The following is a 15,533-nucleotide window of genomic DNA, read 5'->3' on the forward strand; positions in this document are numbered from 1 at the left end:
TATATCAAAATGGCTCTAAACCACCTCATGCATCATCGGGATCCCGTGCTGCGCAGCGAGCGCACATGGCTCGTCCTGCTCGGTCTCATCTGCGTCGCGCTGGTTGCGGGCGCACTTTATCTCCAGTTCGTGAAGCACGAAGATCCGTGTCCGCTGTGCATCATCCAGCGCTACTTCTTCCTGCTGGTCGCGATTTTCGCGTTCCTCGGCGCGCGGTTCGACCGCTGGCGCGGCGTGCGGCTGCTGGAAGTGCTGGCCGCGCTGGCGGCGCTGGGCGGCATCGTCACGGCGGCACGGCATATCCATGTGCTGGCGCACCCGGGTTTCAGCTGCGGTTTCGATGCACTGCAACCGGTTGTCGACAGCCTGCCGCCCGCGCGCTGGCTGCCCTCCGTCTTCAAGGTAGCCGGCCTCTGCGAAACGCCGTATCCGCCTATCCTCGGGCTTTCGCTGCCTACGTGGTCGCTGATCGCGTTCGTGATCACGTTCGTGCTGCTCGCCCTGAGTATCGTGCGCAACCGTCACCGCAGCTAACGCCCCGCTGCACGCATCCGCAAAAAACGCGCAGGCCGCGCCCATCGCGGGCCGCCTGCGCGTAAACACCTGGCCGGCTCCGGCACTCCTGTTTCTGCCCTCGTCGCACGCCCGCACCGGCCGCTCTCCCCCGCCCCGCATGGCTCCGCGATTTTTCCGGCGCGACGCAACCTGTCCGCGCGATACGAATCGTACGGATGGCATGACCGCAGGCTGATAGCCCGCATCATCGGACCGAAATACTTTCTGGTGCCCGACGGTGCTATCTTCGGTCATGGATGGCGATCTACGTGCGCGAGGCCGGCTACGGCACGACCCCATGCGTAACGCGCGCCCGGTCCGCAATGTCTTCTGGATTCGCCATGACAACGCACACCATCCGCTTCTTCTACCGTGGGTCCGTCCGTGAAGTGCGCGACGTGCCCGCGTCGCGCACCGTGCTTCAGCATCTGCGCGAGGATCTCCATTGCACAGGCACCAAGGAAGGCTGCGCGGAAGGCGATTGCGGCGCGTGCACGGTCGTCGTCGGCGAATGCGACGCGCACGGCGCGCTCACGCTGAAAGCGGTCAATGCCTGCATCCAGTTCCTGCCGACGCTCGATGGCCGCGCGCTCTTCACCGTCGAGGATTTGCGCGACGCCGGGGGCGCGCTGCATCCGGTACAACAGGCGATGGTCGACTGTCACGGCTCCCAATGCGGCTTTTGCACGCCGGGCTTCGTGATGTCGATGTGGGCGCTCTACGAGAACCAGCCCGCCAGCGCCGGCCTGCCCTCGCGCGATGAAATCAACACCGCGCTGTCGGGCAACCTGTGCCGCTGCACCGGCTATCGGCCCATCGTCGAAGCCGCGCAGAAGATGTTCGACTATCAGCAGTATCCGCGTGTGCCGCTCGAGCGCGCGCCCATCGCCGAAGCGTTGCGCACCCTCCAGCGCAGCGACACCTTCGAATACACCGCGCCCGATGCGCGCGGCGCGTCATTCGGCTCGCCGACGTTCTACGCGCCCGTCACCGTCGAGGCGTTCGCTGCGTTGCGCGCGCGGCATCCGCAAGCCCGCATTCTGGCTGGCAGCACGGACGTCGGTTTGTGGGTGACCAAGCAGTTTCGCGATCTCGGCGACGTGCTCTTCATCGGCAACGTGGCCGAACTGAAAACCATCGAGCGAGACGCGCAGACGCTCACCATCGGCGCGGCCGCATCGCTGGAAGACGCGTACGCGGCGCTCGCCGTCGACTATCCCGAACTCGCCGAACTCTGGACGCGTTTTGCCTCGCTGCCGATCCGCAACGCCGGCACGCTCGGCGGCAATGTCGCGAACGGCTCGCCGATCGGCGATTCGATGCCCGCACTGATCGCGCTCGGCGCCGAAGTCGTGCTGCGGCACGGCGGCGCCACGCGCACGCTGCCGCTCGATGCGTTCTACGTCGGCTATCAGAAAAGCGCGCTGCAACCCGGCGAATTCGTCGCGGCGATCCGCGTGCCGCGTCCCGCGCGCGATCTGCGCTTTCGCACCTATAAAGTCTCGAAGCGGTACGATCAGGACATCTCGGCCGTCTGCGCGGCGTTTGCGTTGAAGATCGACGCCAGCGGCACGATCGCGGAAGCCCGCGTCGCGTTCGGCGGCATGGCGGCGACGCCGCAGCGCGCGCCAAAGGCCGAAGCGGCACTGGCCGGCGCGTCATGGGACGAAGCCTGCGCCCGCAACGCGATGGACGCGATCACCGCCGACTATCAGCCGTTGACCGACATGCGCGCGTCGAGCGCTTACCGGCTGAAGGTCGCGCGCAATCTGCTGTGGCGCTTTCATCTGGAAACGCGCGACGTCGCGCCGCTCGCGCTGTCCGATGTGAACGCGTTCGCATTCGAGGCGGGCGAACCTGGCGAAGCAGCCGCCGATGCGGCAAGGGAGCCGTTGTGATGAACAGGCAAACCGATGCGTTCGTGACGCAATCCGCCGCTGGCGCCGCGTTACCGCACGAATCCGCCACGCTGCACGTGAGCGGCGAAGCGACCTACACCGACGACATCGTCGAACTCCAGGGCACGCTGCACGCGGCGCTCGGTCTGTCGCGACATGCGCACGCGCGCATCGTGTCGATGGATCTCGATGCGGTGCGCAACGCGCCGGGCGTCGTCGCGGTGCTGACGGCCGCCGACATTCCCGGCGAAAACAATTGCGGCCCGGTGCTGCACGACGACCCGATCCTCGCCGACGGCGAAGTGCTGTACCTCGGCCAGCCCGTTTTCGCCGTCATCGCTGAAAGTCATGAACTCGCGCGGCGTGCGGCGTCGCTTGCAAGGAGCGACGACGTCGTCCGTTATGAACCGCTCGAAGCGGTGCTCACGCCCGCCGAAGCGAAAGCGGCAAAGCAGTTCGTGCTGCCGCCCCTGCATCTGAAGCGCGGCAGTCCCGAAGCGAAGATCGCCGCCGCGCCGCATCGCATCTCGGGCACGTTCGAAGTGGGTGGACAGGAGCAGTTCTATCTCGAAGGGCAGGTCGCGTATGCACTGCCGAAGGAGATGGACGGCATGCTCGTCTACAGTTCGACGCAGCATCCGAGTGAGATGCAGCACGTCGTCGCGCATATGCTCGACTGGCCGACGCACAGCGTCATGTGCGAATGCCGGCGCATGGGTGGCGGTTTCGGCGGCAAGGAATCGCAGTCGGCGCTGTTCGCGTGCGTGGCCGCGCTCGCGGCGCACAAGCTGCAGCGCGCGGTCAAACTGCGCGCCGATCGCGACGACGACTTCATGATCACCGGCAAGCGCCACGACGCGATCTACGAATACGAAGCCGGCTTCGACGATAGCGGCCGGATTCTCGGCGCGCGCGTCGAGATTGCGTTGCGCGCGGGCTATTCGGCGGATCTGTCGGGCGCGGTGGCGACACGCGCCGTCTGTCACTTCGACAACGCCTACTATCTGTCCGACGTCGAGATCCTCACGCTCTGCTGCCGGACGAACACCCAGTCGAACACCGCGTTTCGCGGCTTCGGCGGACCGCAGGGCGCGCTTGTCATGGAGGTGATGCTCGACAGCATCGCGCGCCAGCTGAAGTGCGATCCGGTCGATGTACGAACCGCCAACTACTATGGCGTCGGCGAACGCGACGTGACACCGTATGGACAGCGCGTCGAGGACAACGTCATCGCGCCGCTGACCGAAGAACTGCTCGCGACAAGCGATTACCGGGCGCGTCGCGACGCGCTCGCCGCGTTCAACGCGACGAGCCCCGTGCTCAAGCGCGGCATCGCGATGACGCCGCTGAAGTTCGGCATCTCGTTCAACGTGCCGTTCCTGAATCAGGCCGGCGCGCTCGTGCACGTCTACAAGGACGGCTCGATTCTCGTCAATCATGGCGGCACCGAAATGGGCCAGGGGCTCAACACGAAGGTCGCGCAGGTGGTGGCGAGCGAACTCGGCGTCGCGCTGTCGCGCGTGCGCGCCACCGCGACCGATACGTCGAAGGTGGCGAACACGTCGGCGACGGCTGCCTCGACCGGCAGCGATCTGAACGGCAAGGCCGCCGAAGCCGCCGCCCGCACGATACGCGACCGGCTGGCCGCGCTCGCCGCGCAGCAGCTGAACGGCGCCGTCGAAGACGTGACGTTCGCCGACGGCATGGTGAGCATCGGCGACGCATCGATCCCGTTCGCGCAACTGGTGAACGCAGCGTATCTCGCGCGCGTCCAGCTGTGGTCCGACGGGTTCTATACGACGCCGAAAGTCCACTGGAACGCGAAGACGCTCACCGGCCATCCGTTCTACTATTTCGCGTACGGCGCGGCGGTGTCGGAAGTCGTCGTCGATACGCTCACTGGCGAATGGAAGCTGGTGCGCACGGATGTCCTGCACGACGTCGGTCAGTCGATCAATCCCGCGATCGATATCGGTCAGGTCGAAGGTGGATTTATCCAGGGCATGGGCTGGCTCACCACCGAGGAACTCTGGTGGAATCGTGACGGCCGCCTGATGACACATGCGCCTTCGACGTACAAGATTCCTGCTGTCAGCGACACGCCCGCGGCATTCAACGTCAAGCTGTATCGCAACGAAAATGCCGAGCCGACCGTGTTCCGTTCGAAGGCCGTCGGCGAGCCGCCGCTGCTGTTGCCGTTTTCGGTGCTGCTCGCGCTGCGCGACGCGATCGCCGCAGTGGCGCCGGATGCGGATGTCGCGCCGCCGCTGCGTGCGCCCGCGACGCCCGAGGCGATTCTCGATGCGATCGACGCGATGCGGTTGCATGCGCAACTGCATGCGCGGCCAGCGCCGGCACCCGCAACGGCCGATTCGACAGCCTGAAGCCTTTAATACGCGAGTCGCCGCGCACATAACGCACGGCGACAGCAACGCAGCAACACATAACCGGCCTTACGGCGATCCCGTGAAGCCCTGTATGGAGAAAGACGGATGCAAACCTGGCTGCCCGATCTGCAACAGCTACTTGCTCACGGCGATGCCGTCGTGCTCGTGACGGTCGCGCGCGCCGAGGGTTCCGCGCCGCGCGATGCCGGCACCAGGATGATCGTCACGCGCGATTCCGCGAAGCATACGATCGGCGGCGGACATCTCGAGTGGAAGGCCATCGAGACCGCGCGTCAGGTGCTCAAGGACGGCATGCGTACGCCGCATCTGCGCAGGCTCGAACGCTTCGCGCTGGGCCCAAGTCTCGGACAGTGCTGCGGCGGCGCCGTGGTGCTTGCGTTCGAACGGCTCGACGTCGGCGATCTTGGCTGGGTGACGTCGCTTGCGAGACGCAACGCCGCCGGCCAGTCGACCGTGCGTAGCGTATCATTCGGCCCCGCTCCGGATGCCGTGATGCTGTCCGATCCGGAACCCGGCGTCGAAGGCGCCGACTGTCTGCTGTGGGACGGCGCCGGTTTCGACGAGAGCGGCGCGCTGCTCACCGAGACGATCGCGCCGCGCGACTTCGCCGTCGTGCTGTTTGGCGCAGGGCACGTCGGCGCCGCGCTCGTGCGCGTGCTCGCGACGCTGCCGTGCCACGTACTGTGGGTCGACGAACGCGACGCGCAGTTCCCGCCGCGCGAAACGCTTAACGCGCCGAACCTCACGATCGACGCGAACGACGCGCCCGACGAAGCCGTCGACCGTGCCGCGCCGAACACGTACTTCATCGTGATGACACACGATCATCGCGTCGATCTGGCGCTTGCCGAGCGCATCCTGCAGCGCGGCGACTTTGCGTTCTTCGGCATGATCGGCTCGCATTCGAAGCGCAAGCAGTTCGAGCACCGGCTTGCCGCCCGCGGCATCGATCCTTCGCGGATCGCGCGGATGAAATGCCCGCTCGGCGTGGACGGCATCATCGACAAGTCGCCGGAAATCATCGCGATCTCGGCGGCCGCGCAACTGCTCCAGGCCGTCGAAGCGCAGGCCCATGCGACGCAAACGGCCTGAGGACAGCATTAATCAGAATCAGTACCAAACCCGCAATATCAGGAGCGAAGGAAGCTCCACAGACATAAACGTACACGACAGAACATGACCCCAATCGACGCCCTCACTACCAAAGCGGCAGCCGCGCCTAAAGCGGAGCTGCACATTCACATCGAAGGCTCGCTCGAACCCGAACTGATTTTCGCGCTGGCTGAGCGCAACGGCGTGAAGCTCGCGTACGACTCGATCGATGCATTGCGCGCTGCGTATGCGTTCACCGATCTGCAATCGTTCCTCGACATCTATTACGCCGGCGCGAGCGTGCTGCTCAAGGAACAGGATTTCTACGACATGACGATGGCGTACGCCGAACGCGCGCTTGCCGACAACGTCATTCACACCGAAATCTTCTTCGATCCGCAGACGCATACCGAACGTGGCGTTCCGATTGCAACAGCGGTGGCCGGCATTGAACGTGCCCTTGCGGACGCCGAAAAACGCGGGCTCACCAGCAAGCTGATCCTGTGTTTCCTGCGCCATCTTTCCGAGGAGGATGCCCTCGCCACCTTCGACGAAGCGCTGCCGCTTTTCGATCGGTACCGTCACCGCCTGATCGGTGTCGGACTGGACTCGTCCGAGCGTGGGCATCCGCCATCGAAATTCGGGCGCGTGTTCGCGAAGGCACGCGACAAGGGACTGAAGCTCGTCGCGCATGCGGGCGAGGAAGGGCCGCCGGCATACATCTACGAAGCGCTCGACCTGCTGAAGGTGGACCGTGTCGATCACGGCGTACGCAGCATCGAAGATCCCGCGCTCGTGACACGCCTCGCCGATACGCGCGTGGCGTTGACCGTGTGCCCGCTGTCGAACCTCAAGCTGTGCGTGTTCGACGACATGACGAAACACACGCTGAAGGACCTGCTTGAACGCGGCGTCGCGGTCACGGTGAACTCCGACGACCCTGCGTATTTCGGCGGCTATGTGAACGCGAACTATGTGGCGACCATCGCGGCATTGAAGCTGAACGATGCCGAGGTCTACACGATTCTGCGCAACAGTTTTGAGGCTTCATTCGTGACGCCGGCAGAACGCGACGCGATGTTCGCAAAGCTCGACGCGCACTGGAACGCCTGACGCACGCGCTTGCGTTGCGTTTTGCCTTGCGTGTGCATTCCCCTGCTTTGAACCCTGACAACAAGAGCTGGCAGGAGAGCCAGCCTTGAGACTTTAGATTCCCTATGACGGAGACGGTTTTTCCATGACTCAAACGGCTTACCGCGCACAACTGCTGACCTTCAATGGCGATCCCGCGCAATCGTCCAATGCGGCGGTCTTCAATGAAGACGGCCTTCTGATCGTCGAGGACGGTCACGTGGTTGCGAGCGGCGCGTATGCGGCGCTATCGAAACAGCTCGCTCCGGGCACACAGGTCAGCGAGATGCGCGACAAGCTGATCGTGCCCGGGTTTATCGACACGCACATTCACTATCCGCAGACCGACATGATTGCGTCGCCGGCACCCGGACTGCTGCCGTGGCTGGACACGTACACGTTCCCGACGGAGCGTCGCTTCGAGGATCCGGCGTACGCGCGCGACACCGCGCGCTTTTTCGTCGATGAGCTGCTTGCCTGCGGCACGACGACGGCGCTTGTGTACTGCACCGTGCACAAGGGATCCGCGGATGCACTCTTTGCCGAAAGCGAAGCGCGAAATTTGCGGATGGTGGCGGGCAAGGTGCTGATGGATCGCAACTGTCCTGAGTTTCTGCGTGACACGGCGCAATCGGGTTACGACGACAGCGCCGAGCTGATCGGTCGCTGGCACAACCGTGGACGCCAGATGTACGCATTGACGCCGCGCTTTGCGCCGACTTCGACCGAAGCGCAACTGGAGGCGTGCGGCGTGCTCGCACGCGAGCATCCGGATGTATTTATCCAGAGCCACGTTGCCGAGAACAGAGACGAAGTGAAGTGGGTGGCCGACCTGTTCCCGGGGCATCGTAGCTATCTGGACATTTACGACCATTACGGGTTGCTGCGTCGTCGCGCGGTGTATGGGCACTGCATCTATCTCGATGACGAGGATCGTCGACGGATGGCGGAGACCGGCGCGGTGGCATCGCATTGTCCGACGTCCAATCTGTTCCTTGGCAGTGGACTGTTCGATTTCGACGCGGCGGGTGAAGCGGGCATGCCGGTGGCGCTGGCGACGGATGTGGGTGGAGGCACATCGTTCTCGATGCTGCAGACGATGAATGAGGCGCACAAGGTTGCGCGATTGAACGGACATCATCTGAGCGCTACGCGGATGTTCTGGCTGGCGACGGCAGGTGCTGCTGAGGCGCTGGATCTTGGCGACAGGGTTGGGACGCTTGCCGCGGGTAGTGAAGCGGATTTTGTCGTGCTTGATCCGGCGGGGACGCGAGTGCTTGCCCGGCGGAATGCCCGGTGTGAATCGCTTGAAGAGTTGTTGTTCTCGTTTGCTCTTTTAGGCGATGATCGCGCTGTGTTTGAGACTTATTCGGGTGGGAGGCTTGTTCATTCGAGGGGTGCGCCTCGCGGCGCGGTTTGATGTTTTTGTTTTTTGGCTTTTTTTTGTTTTTGGCAAGAACCCGCATCGGCAAGACAAAACCAGAATGCCGCCCCGCCAAAGGGGCAGCACAAACAGACCGGTACGAAAACCAGGAAAGGCCCAAAAACCAGAACAACAAAAAAACACAGCCACTAGGTTTGGGAACAAACCTCAAACAACGTTTTGAGTCGCCGCTCAGGATCAGCAACATAAGGATTGCTCTCATCCCATGCATATCCAGCGAGCACAGCGCTGATCATCCTCCGGATGGAATCCGTCTGATGAGGATAAAAAATAATCTCCTGAAGCTCACCGGTGTACCACCGTTCAACAAACGCCCGAAACGTATCAATCCCTTTCCGCAACGGCACGTCATACTCCCGCTGCCAGTCGACAGCCTCGCCATCAAACGACCGCAACAAAACCTGCACGGCAAGATGCGCCGAACGCACGGCAATCGTCACGCCCGATGAAAACACCGGATCAAGAAACTCCCCCGAATTACCCAGTAACGCATAACCCGCGCCATGCAACCGCTCGACGTTCGCCGAGTAACCGCCAATATGCCGCACAGGCATCAAAAACGGTGCATCGCCAATCAACCGCGCAAACGTAGGCTCCTGCCGGATCAACTCACGTAATCTCGCCTCACGCGCCTCCTCGGGTACATCGAGGAACGCCACTTCAGCCACACACCCCACCGAAGATCGCCCGCCCGCAAGCGGAATCATCCAGTACCACACGTCACGACGCTCCGGATGAACCGCTACCGTGATCTTGTTGCGATCCATCGCGCCGAACGGAATCCCGTCCTGAACGTGCGTGAAAATCGCCGCGCGCGTCGGCATCCGTGACGGCGTCTCAAGATTCATAAGCCGCGGCAAAACGCGCCCAAACCCGCTAGCGTCGAGGACAAATCGTGCGTGTACCTTGTACGTGTTGCCGGCTTCGTTCTCGACGTCCAGGACCGGCGCATCGCCCGTCTGCATCGCGCGCACGGTGTGCCCAAAGCGTACTTCGGCGCCCGCTTTCGCGGCACAGCCAATCAGCAGGTCATCGAACGTGCCCCGCTCGACCTGATAGGTGGTGCCCCATCCAGGCGTGTGCTTGTCACGGAAATCGAACGAGGATACGCGCTCGCCCGCGATGAAATGCGCGCCGTTCTTGTACTGAAACCCGGCCTCGACGACGGCCTGCAACATGCCCGCCTCTTCGAGGTAAGCCATGCTCTGCGGCAACAGGCTCTCGCCAATCGAAAACCGCGGAAAATGCTGGCGCTCCAGCACGAGTACGGAACACCCGGCCTTCCGGAGCAACGCCGCGGCAACCGAACCCGCAGGCCCCGCACCAATGATCGCGACATCCACCGCATCGCCCGTCTTCGTACGAGTATTAATATCAGTATTCGTATTCAAGGTAACCCTCTTCTGGTAATCCACGGTTGTCGCAGACAGAGCGCGCCCTGTACCCGCCATCCCCTCACGCGTCATCGACTTCCAATTACAATGACGCGCAGATCAGTCAATCGACCATTACATCGCGACGAGGAGACCATATGTCGCCAGCTGAAACATCCCGCGTGCCATACGTGCCGGAAACGGCCTTCGGCATCTGGTTCCTGCGAACCCATACGTGGGAGCACCACGTCCTGCGCGTCGCGATCAACGACCTCAAGCGCCTGATCGATACACCCCTGCCGGCCGCACCGGTCATCGTCGATACGGGTTGCGGCCAGGGCATTTCGTTTCGCCTGCTCGCCGAAGCGTTCAAGCCGGCTCGCATTGCCGGCGTCGACTTTCATGAACCGTCACTCGCACTCGCCAGAAACGCGGCCCGCGCCTGCCCGCCGCACATAGCCATCGATGTCATGCACGGCGACTGTGCCCGCCTGCCGATGCCCGACGCCAGCGCCGACATCGTGTTCTGCCATCAAACATTCCACCACCTCGTTGAACAGGAACGCGCACTGGCGGAATTCCGTCGCGTGCTGAAACCGGGTGGCGTGCTGCTCTTCGCCGAATCGACCGATGCATACATCAAGTCATGGGTGATCCGTCTGTTGTTCCGTCATCCGATGCACGTGCAGAAAAGCGCTGACGGATATCTCGGCATGATCCGCGACGCCGGTTTCGCATTCGGCGAACGCAACATCTCACTGCCCTATCTCTGGTGGAGCCGCGCCAGGGACTTCGGTCTCTTCGAGCGGCTCGGCCTGCATCGTCCGCAACCCGGCAAGCGTCGCGAAACGCTGGTCAACGTGGCAGCGACCCGAACGCCGTCGTCCTGACGCCGACCCGACCTGCCGTGGCAGTGCGGCGCATGCCACGCTGCCACGACGACTACACGCGCCGCTTACTTCTTCAACGTCACCACGTCGCCCTTCAGCGCGACACCCGCCACCACGGCACCCGCGCCGCACGTGTACTCGGTCGCACTCTCGCGCTCTTCATTTTTGTAGTTGCTCTTGATATTGATGACGGCATTGCCGCCTTCCTTGCGCGCCCGCTCCTGCAATTCGATCACCGCTGACAGAAACACGTGCTGGCATGCAGCCTCGTCGCTCTTGCCGAATGCATTGGTCTTCTTGTTGGTCGCGAACTCGCCTAACGACTTCACGACTGCCGGATGCTTCTGGCCCGCGAAATACAGCGGAATGTCATCGCCGACCTTGCCCGGCTCGCTCTTCAGCGCTGCGTCGACCGGGAAGTTGTTGATGGTATCGCGCGCGAAGGCCTGGCCCGTCATCAGCGACGCGAAGACTGCAGCAAACATCAAATGGCGTTTCATGATCATGTTCCCCGTTTTATCAGTTGGTTTCGAGTACAACAGCGTCGCCGCGCAGACGCAGCGCGGCAGCGGAACCACTCACACCGCACGTGAAATCCGTCGTCGACGCGGTTTCGGTGCTATGAAAACTCGTGCGGATATTGATGATCGCGTTCGCGTTATGGTCATGCGCATACGTGCGCAACTTGTCGACCGCTTCGCTCAGCGCGCGATTGCATGCGGTCGTTTGATCGTCGGTCCTGCGCGCAATACGCGCCGATTCCGATGCGTCACCGAGCTGGCTCCGAACCGCCGGGTGTGCCTCGTCGCCGAAGAACAACGCGATATCGGCGCCCGACTGCGGCTGCGCGACAGCCTGCATGCGCCTTCCCGGCGTGGCCTGCCCTGCGGGTGCCGCCTGCCCGAGCACGGCCTGCAGCGGCAACGACTTCACCTCGGTTCCCGCCTGCGCGGTCTGGGACAGAGCCGCAAACGCGACCGCGATTGCCACGACGCCGTGCGTGTAACGCATCTTCATTGTTATTTCCCTCGTTATGGTTTGATCTTCTTTTACTTCACACGCCTTTCCAGGCACTCAACACCAGGCTCGCACAACTCCCGCCGAACCCGAACGAAACTGACATCGCCGTGTCGATCGACGCTTCACGCGACTCGCGCACGAGCGGCAACCGGTCGAGATCCAGAGCCGGATCGGGAACTTCGATTCCTGTCGTTCCCGCGATGAAACCGTCACGCATCATCAGCAACGCGTAGATTGCCTCGTGCGCGCCGCACGCGCCAAGCGGATGTCCGGTCAATCCCTTCGTCGAGGAAAACGCGGGAATCTCCGCGCCGAAAATCGACTGCAGCGCGAGCAGTTCCTCAGCGTCGCCGCGTGGCGTCGAAGGTGCATGCGTGTTGATGTAGTCGGGACGTGCACCGGATTCGTCGAGCGCCTCGCGCATTGCGCGTGCAATGCCGCTCGCGTGCGGCGTGACCATCCCGGCGCCGTCGGTGCAATGTCCGAAACCGGTCAGCCCGGCGTAAATGCGCGCGCCGCGTGCGAGCGCATGCTCCAGCGATTCGAGCACCAGCACGCCGCCGCCCGACGCCATCACAAAACCGTCTCGCGCCACGTCGTACGGACGCGATGCATTCCCGGGTGTGTCGTTGAAACGCCGGGACAACGCGCCCATCGCGTCGAACATCAGCGTCATGTTGTCGTGCAGCGATTCGCTGCCGCCCGCAAGCACGATGTCCTGGCGGCCTGTCTGGATCAGCTGCATCGCCTGTCCGATCGCGAGCGAAGAAGTCGTGCACGCGGACGAAGGCGAATACGTCACGCCCTCGATGCCGAACACCTGCGCGACATTCGCCGAAGCAGTGCTGCTCATCGCCTGCGGCACGGTATAAGGCGGCGTCTTCTCGACGCCACGCGCATTCGCGACCGCCATCGCCGCGTCGTACGTCGACATCGTGCCGACACCCGAGCCGATCACAGCGCCTGCGCGCGGCGAGCGCAACGCAGCGGGATCGAGCGCGGCGTCATCGATCGCCTTGCGCGCGGCATGGGCCGCGAAACGCGCGGTGTCACCCATGAAGCGTTCGAGCTTGCGATCGAACGGCAACTCGTTCGCCACCGATGCAACACCGGCGACCTGGCTGCCAAAACCGCGCTCACGCCATGCATCGACACGCGTGATGCCGCCACGCCCCGCGCGCAATGCGGAGGACACGTCGTCGAGCGCGTTGCCAAGACACGACACGATGCCCATGCCGGTCACGACGACGCGCTGCATGCCGCGCTTTGCCATCACGCTCACGGCACGCGCCTGAAAATCAGCGACGTATTGATGCCGCCGAACGCGAAATTGTTGGTCATTACATGTTCGGTGTCGATCGTGCGGCCTTCGCCGACGATGTAATCGAGCGGCGCACAGGCCGGATCGACATCGGTCAGATTCAGCGTGGGCGCATACCAGTTGCGCTTCATCATTTCGATCGTCCACCATGCTTCGAGCGCGCCACACGCGCCGAGCGTATGGCCGACATAGCTCTTCAGCGAGCTGATCGGCATGTGCGCGCCGAATGTCTGCGCGGTCGCGTGGCTTTCCGCGACGTCGCCGCGGTCCGTCGACGTGCCGTGTGCGTTCACGTACCCAATCGCTTCGGGCGGAAGCTTTGCATCCTGAAGCGCAAGCTGCATCGCGAACGCCATCGTCGCCGCGGTGGGCTGCGTCATGTGCGCGCCATCCGAGTTGCAGCCGAAACCGACGATCTCGGCATGAATGCGCGCGCCACGCGCGAGCGCATGCCCGTACTCTTCGAGCACGAGCGTCGCCGCGCCTTCGCCGACCACGAGACCGTCGCGCGCGACGTCGAACGGACGCGGCGTGAGATGCGGCTCGTCGTTGCGCGTGCTCGTCGCGTAGAGCGTATCGAACACGGCGACCGCGGGACCGGACAGTTCCTCGGCGCCGCCCGCGAGCATCAGCGTCTGCCTGCCCGTCGCGATCGCCTCATACGCGTAGCCGATTGCCTGGCTCCCCGATGCGCACGCGCACGACGTCGGCACGATGCGCCCCTTCAGCTCCCAGAACAACCCGACGTTCACGGCCGTGGTGTGCGGCATCATCTGCACGTAGCTGTTCGACGTGACGTCGCCCATCGAGCCGGTTTCGAGCATCGTGCCGAACGCGCGGATCGGCTGCACCGATCCGGACGACGAGCCGTACGCGACACCCATGCGTCCGTCGCTGATCGTCGGGTCGTCGATGAGGCCCGCGTCGGTGAGCGCCAGCTCGCTTGCGCGCACCGAGTACATCGATACGAGGCCCATCGAACGCGTCTTCTTGCGCGGATAGTGCGAAGGCAGCGTGAATTCGGGCAGTGGGCACGCGAGCCGCGTATGCAGCGATTCGAAATAATCCCATTCGGGCATGCGTCGAACGGCATTGCGGCCGCTGCGCAGCGTGGCCTCGATGCCGTCCCACGCACTGCCGAATGCCGTGACGCCGCCCATGCCGGTAATGACGACGCGCTTCATCAGATCATCCCGCCGTTCACGCCGATGACCTGCCGCGTCACATACGAAGCGGCATCGGACATCAGAAAGCTCACCACGGAAGCCACTTCGGCCGGCTGGCCGACGCGGTTCATCGGCACTGTTTTCAGCGCATGTTCGAGCGGCATGTCGTCGAGCATGCCGGTTTCGATCAACCCGGGCGCCACGCAGTTCACCGTGATGTTGCGCGACGCAAGTTCGACGGCCAGCGCCTTGCTCGCGCCGATCAGGCCGGCCTTCGCCGCGCTGTAATTCACCTGCCCGCGATTGCCGATGACGCCGGACACCGACGCGATCGTGACGATGCGGCCGCCCTTCTTCGCTCGCACCATCGGCATCGTCAGCGGATGCACGACGTTGTAGAACGCGTCGAGCCCGGTTTCGATGACGATGTCCCAGTCTTCTTCGGTGAGTGCGGGGAACGCCGCATCGCGCGTCACGCCGGCGCTGCACACGATGCCGTAGTACGGTCCGTATGTGCCGATATCGGCTTCGAGCACTTCGCGACACACGGCGCGCTCGCGCACGTCGAACTGCAGCACGCGCGCCGCGCCGCCCTGCGCCGCGATGCCGGCCGTCACGGCCTCGGCTTCGCTACGTCCGGTGCGGCAATGCACGGATACCGTGAAGCCGTCAGCGGCCAGTTGGTAGGCAATCGCGCGGCCGATGCCGCGGCTTGCACCGGTTACGAGAACACGCCGGCTCATGTGCTGAAGCTCCCTTCGATGAATGACTGAAAGTCGACTGGCTGATACACCTTGATCACGGCCTGCGCGTAGCACACACCGTCGTGATCGATCGTGCATTCGTACGCGCTGTGGCCTTCCTCGCTACGCAGCAGTTCCTTCGCCTCGATCGTGAGGCGCGCACCGGCGGCAAACGCGGACACGAGCGCGCTGTAACTGCGCGAGCCGAGCAGCACGCCCGGACGCGCCCGGCCACCCGCGCGCATCGCGAGCAGCGCGACGTGCGCCGCAATGGCCTGCGCCATCAGTTCAATGCCGATCCACGCGGGCATCGCGCCGTCGGCGTCGGCGTACCACGCGTCGCTTTCGACGTGCGCACTGGCGCTCAGCGTTTCGTCGGTGTACGTCAGCACGGCGTCGACCAGCAGCATCGTGCCGCGATGCGGCAGGATCGTTTCGATCGGCCCGAACGGACCCGATGTCGCGCCCGCTTCCGGTTCGACGGGCATCGCG

General features: G+C 63.8%; 14 protein-coding genes. 7 read left to right on the forward strand and 7 right to left on the reverse strand.

Annotated elements, in window-relative coordinates:
* Positions 1 to 27 precede the first annotated feature (27 nt).
* From LPA34_RS19510 to guaD, 6 genes are all read left to right on the forward strand, one after another.
* The gene (locus LPA34_RS19510) at positions 28 to 534 is read left to right on the forward strand and encodes a disulfide bond formation protein B (protein WP_228981262.1); all 507 of its coding nucleotides are present in this window, start codon (positions 28 to 30) and stop codon (positions 532 to 534) included.
* Between the two features lie 362 nt (positions 535 to 896).
* On the forward strand, positions 897 to 2,453 hold the full coding sequence (xdhA, locus tag LPA34_RS19515; protein ID WP_228981263.1) for a xanthine dehydrogenase small subunit: 1,557 nt from the start codon (positions 897 to 899) through the stop codon (positions 2,451 to 2,453).
* Entirely contained in the window at positions 2,453 to 4,837 is a 2,385-nt protein-coding gene (xdhB, locus tag LPA34_RS19520; RefSeq protein ID WP_228981266.1) for a xanthine dehydrogenase molybdopterin binding subunit, read from the forward strand. The genes xdhA and xdhB overlap by 1 nt, the downstream gene beginning before the upstream one ends.
* Positions 4,838 to 4,945: 108 nt before the next feature.
* On the forward strand, positions 4,946 to 5,953 hold the full coding sequence (xdhC, locus tag LPA34_RS19525) for a xanthine dehydrogenase accessory protein XdhC (protein ID WP_228981268.1): 1,008 nt from the start codon (positions 4,946 to 4,948) through the stop codon (positions 5,951 to 5,953).
* Between the two features lie 84 nt (positions 5,954 to 6,037).
* Positions 6,038 to 7,066: an adenosine deaminase gene (locus LPA34_RS19530; RefSeq protein WP_228981269.1), complete on the forward strand. Its 1,029-nt coding sequence runs from the start codon at positions 6,038 to 6,040 to the stop codon at positions 7,064 to 7,066.
* A gap of 124 nt (positions 7,067 to 7,190) precedes the next feature.
* Positions 7,191 to 8,504 (forward strand): guanine deaminase, encoded by a 1,314-nt coding sequence (gene guaD, locus LPA34_RS19535; RefSeq protein WP_228981274.1) that lies wholly within the window; start codon positions 7,191 to 7,193, stop codon positions 8,502 to 8,504.
* A 152-nt stretch (positions 8,505 to 8,656) separates the two neighbouring features.
* Here guaD and LPA34_RS19540 read toward each other — a convergent pair whose 3' ends face one another.
* Positions 8,657 to 9,919: an NAD(P)/FAD-dependent oxidoreductase gene (locus LPA34_RS19540; RefSeq protein WP_411179010.1), complete on the reverse strand. Its 1,263-nt coding sequence runs from the start codon at positions 9,917 to 9,919 to the stop codon at positions 8,657 to 8,659.
* A gap of 140 nt (positions 9,920 to 10,059) precedes the next feature.
* Here LPA34_RS19540 and LPA34_RS19545 point away from each other — a divergent pair, with 140 nt between their 5' ends.
* Entirely contained in the window at positions 10,060 to 10,791 is a 732-nt protein-coding gene (locus LPA34_RS19545; RefSeq protein ID WP_228981276.1) for a class I SAM-dependent methyltransferase, read from the forward strand.
* A gap of 65 nt (positions 10,792 to 10,856) precedes the next feature.
* On the opposite strand, the gene LPA34_RS19550 is transcribed toward LPA34_RS19545, so the two are convergent.
* From LPA34_RS19550 to LPA34_RS19575, 6 genes are read right to left on the reverse strand one after another with little or no spacing between them, the layout of a single operon-like run.
* A complete protein-coding gene (locus LPA34_RS19550) occupies positions 10,857 to 11,291 on the reverse strand; it encodes an excinuclease ABC subunit A (RefSeq protein ID WP_228981277.1) in 435 nt (144 codons plus the stop codon).
* Between the two features lie 19 nt (positions 11,292 to 11,310).
* Positions 11,311 to 11,808 (reverse strand): signal peptidase, encoded by a 498-nt coding sequence (locus LPA34_RS19555; RefSeq protein ID WP_228981279.1) that lies wholly within the window; start codon positions 11,806 to 11,808, stop codon positions 11,311 to 11,313.
* Positions 11,809 to 11,845: 37 nt separating this feature from the next.
* Positions 11,846 to 13,084: a beta-ketoacyl-[acyl-carrier-protein] synthase family protein gene (locus LPA34_RS19560; RefSeq protein ID WP_228981323.1), complete on the reverse strand. Its 1,239-nt coding sequence runs from the start codon at positions 13,082 to 13,084 to the stop codon at positions 11,846 to 11,848.
* A gap of 5 nt (positions 13,085 to 13,089) precedes the next feature.
* Positions 13,090 to 14,316 carry a beta-ketoacyl-ACP synthase gene (locus LPA34_RS19565; RefSeq protein ID WP_228981281.1) on the reverse strand — a complete coding sequence of 409 codons (1,227 nt, stop codon included), beginning with the start codon at positions 14,314 to 14,316 and terminating at the stop codon, positions 13,090 to 13,092.
* Entirely contained in the window at positions 14,316 to 15,041 is a 726-nt protein-coding gene (locus LPA34_RS19570) for a 3-ketoacyl-ACP reductase FabG2 (protein WP_228981284.1), read from the reverse strand. The genes LPA34_RS19565 and LPA34_RS19570 overlap by 1 nt, the downstream gene beginning before the upstream one ends.
* Positions 15,038 to 15,529, reverse strand: coding sequence for a hotdog family protein (locus LPA34_RS19575; RefSeq protein WP_228981324.1), 492 nt, complete (start codon positions 15,527 to 15,529; stop codon positions 15,038 to 15,040). The genes LPA34_RS19570 and LPA34_RS19575 overlap by 4 nt, the downstream gene beginning before the upstream one ends.
* Positions 15,530 to 15,533 lie beyond the last annotated feature (4 nt).

The sequence above is a fragment of the Paraburkholderia gardini genome (genome assembly GCF_907164575.1).
Lineage (GTDB): Bacteria > Pseudomonadota > Gammaproteobacteria > Burkholderiales > Burkholderiaceae > Paraburkholderia > Paraburkholderia gardini.

Coding starts and splice junctions, on each gene's coding strand:
- xdhB (WP_228981266.1), top strand. CDS start 2,453: ATGAACAGGCAAACCGATGCGTTCGTGACGCAATCCGCCGCTGGCGCC.
- LPA34_RS19550 (WP_228981277.1), bottom strand. CDS start 11,291: ATGAAACGCCATTTGATGTTTGCTGCAGTCTTCGCGTCGCTGATGACG.
- LPA34_RS19575 (WP_228981324.1), bottom strand. CDS start 15,529: ATGCCCGTCGAACCGGAAGCGGGCGCGACATCGGGTCCGTTCGGGCCG.
- LPA34_RS19545 (WP_228981276.1), top strand. CDS start 10,060: ATGTCGCCAGCTGAAACATCCCGCGTGCCATACGTGCCGGAAACGGCC.
- xdhC (WP_228981268.1), top strand. CDS start 4,946: ATGCAAACCTGGCTGCCCGATCTGCAACAGCTACTTGCTCACGGCGAT.
- LPA34_RS19555 (WP_228981279.1), bottom strand. CDS start 11,808: ATGAAGATGCGTTACACGCACGGCGTCGTGGCAATCGCGGTCGCGTTT.
- guaD (WP_228981274.1), top strand. CDS start 7,191: ATGACTCAAACGGCTTACCGCGCACAACTGCTGACCTTCAATGGCGAT.
- LPA34_RS19565 (WP_228981281.1), bottom strand. CDS start 14,316: ATGAAGCGCGTCGTCATTACCGGCATGGGCGGCGTCACGGCATTCGGC.
- xdhA (WP_228981263.1), top strand. CDS start 897: ATGACAACGCACACCATCCGCTTCTTCTACCGTGGGTCCGTCCGTGAA.
- LPA34_RS19510 (WP_228981262.1), top strand. CDS start 28: ATGCATCATCGGGATCCCGTGCTGCGCAGCGAGCGCACATGGCTCGTC.
- LPA34_RS19530 (WP_228981269.1), top strand. CDS start 6,038: ATGACCCCAATCGACGCCCTCACTACCAAAGCGGCAGCCGCGCCTAAA.
- LPA34_RS19570 (WP_228981284.1), bottom strand. CDS start 15,041: ATGAGCCGGCGTGTTCTCGTAACCGGTGCAAGCCGCGGCATCGGCCGC.
- LPA34_RS19560 (WP_228981323.1), bottom strand. CDS start 13,084: ATGGCAAAGCGCGGCATGCAGCGCGTCGTCGTGACCGGCATGGGCATC.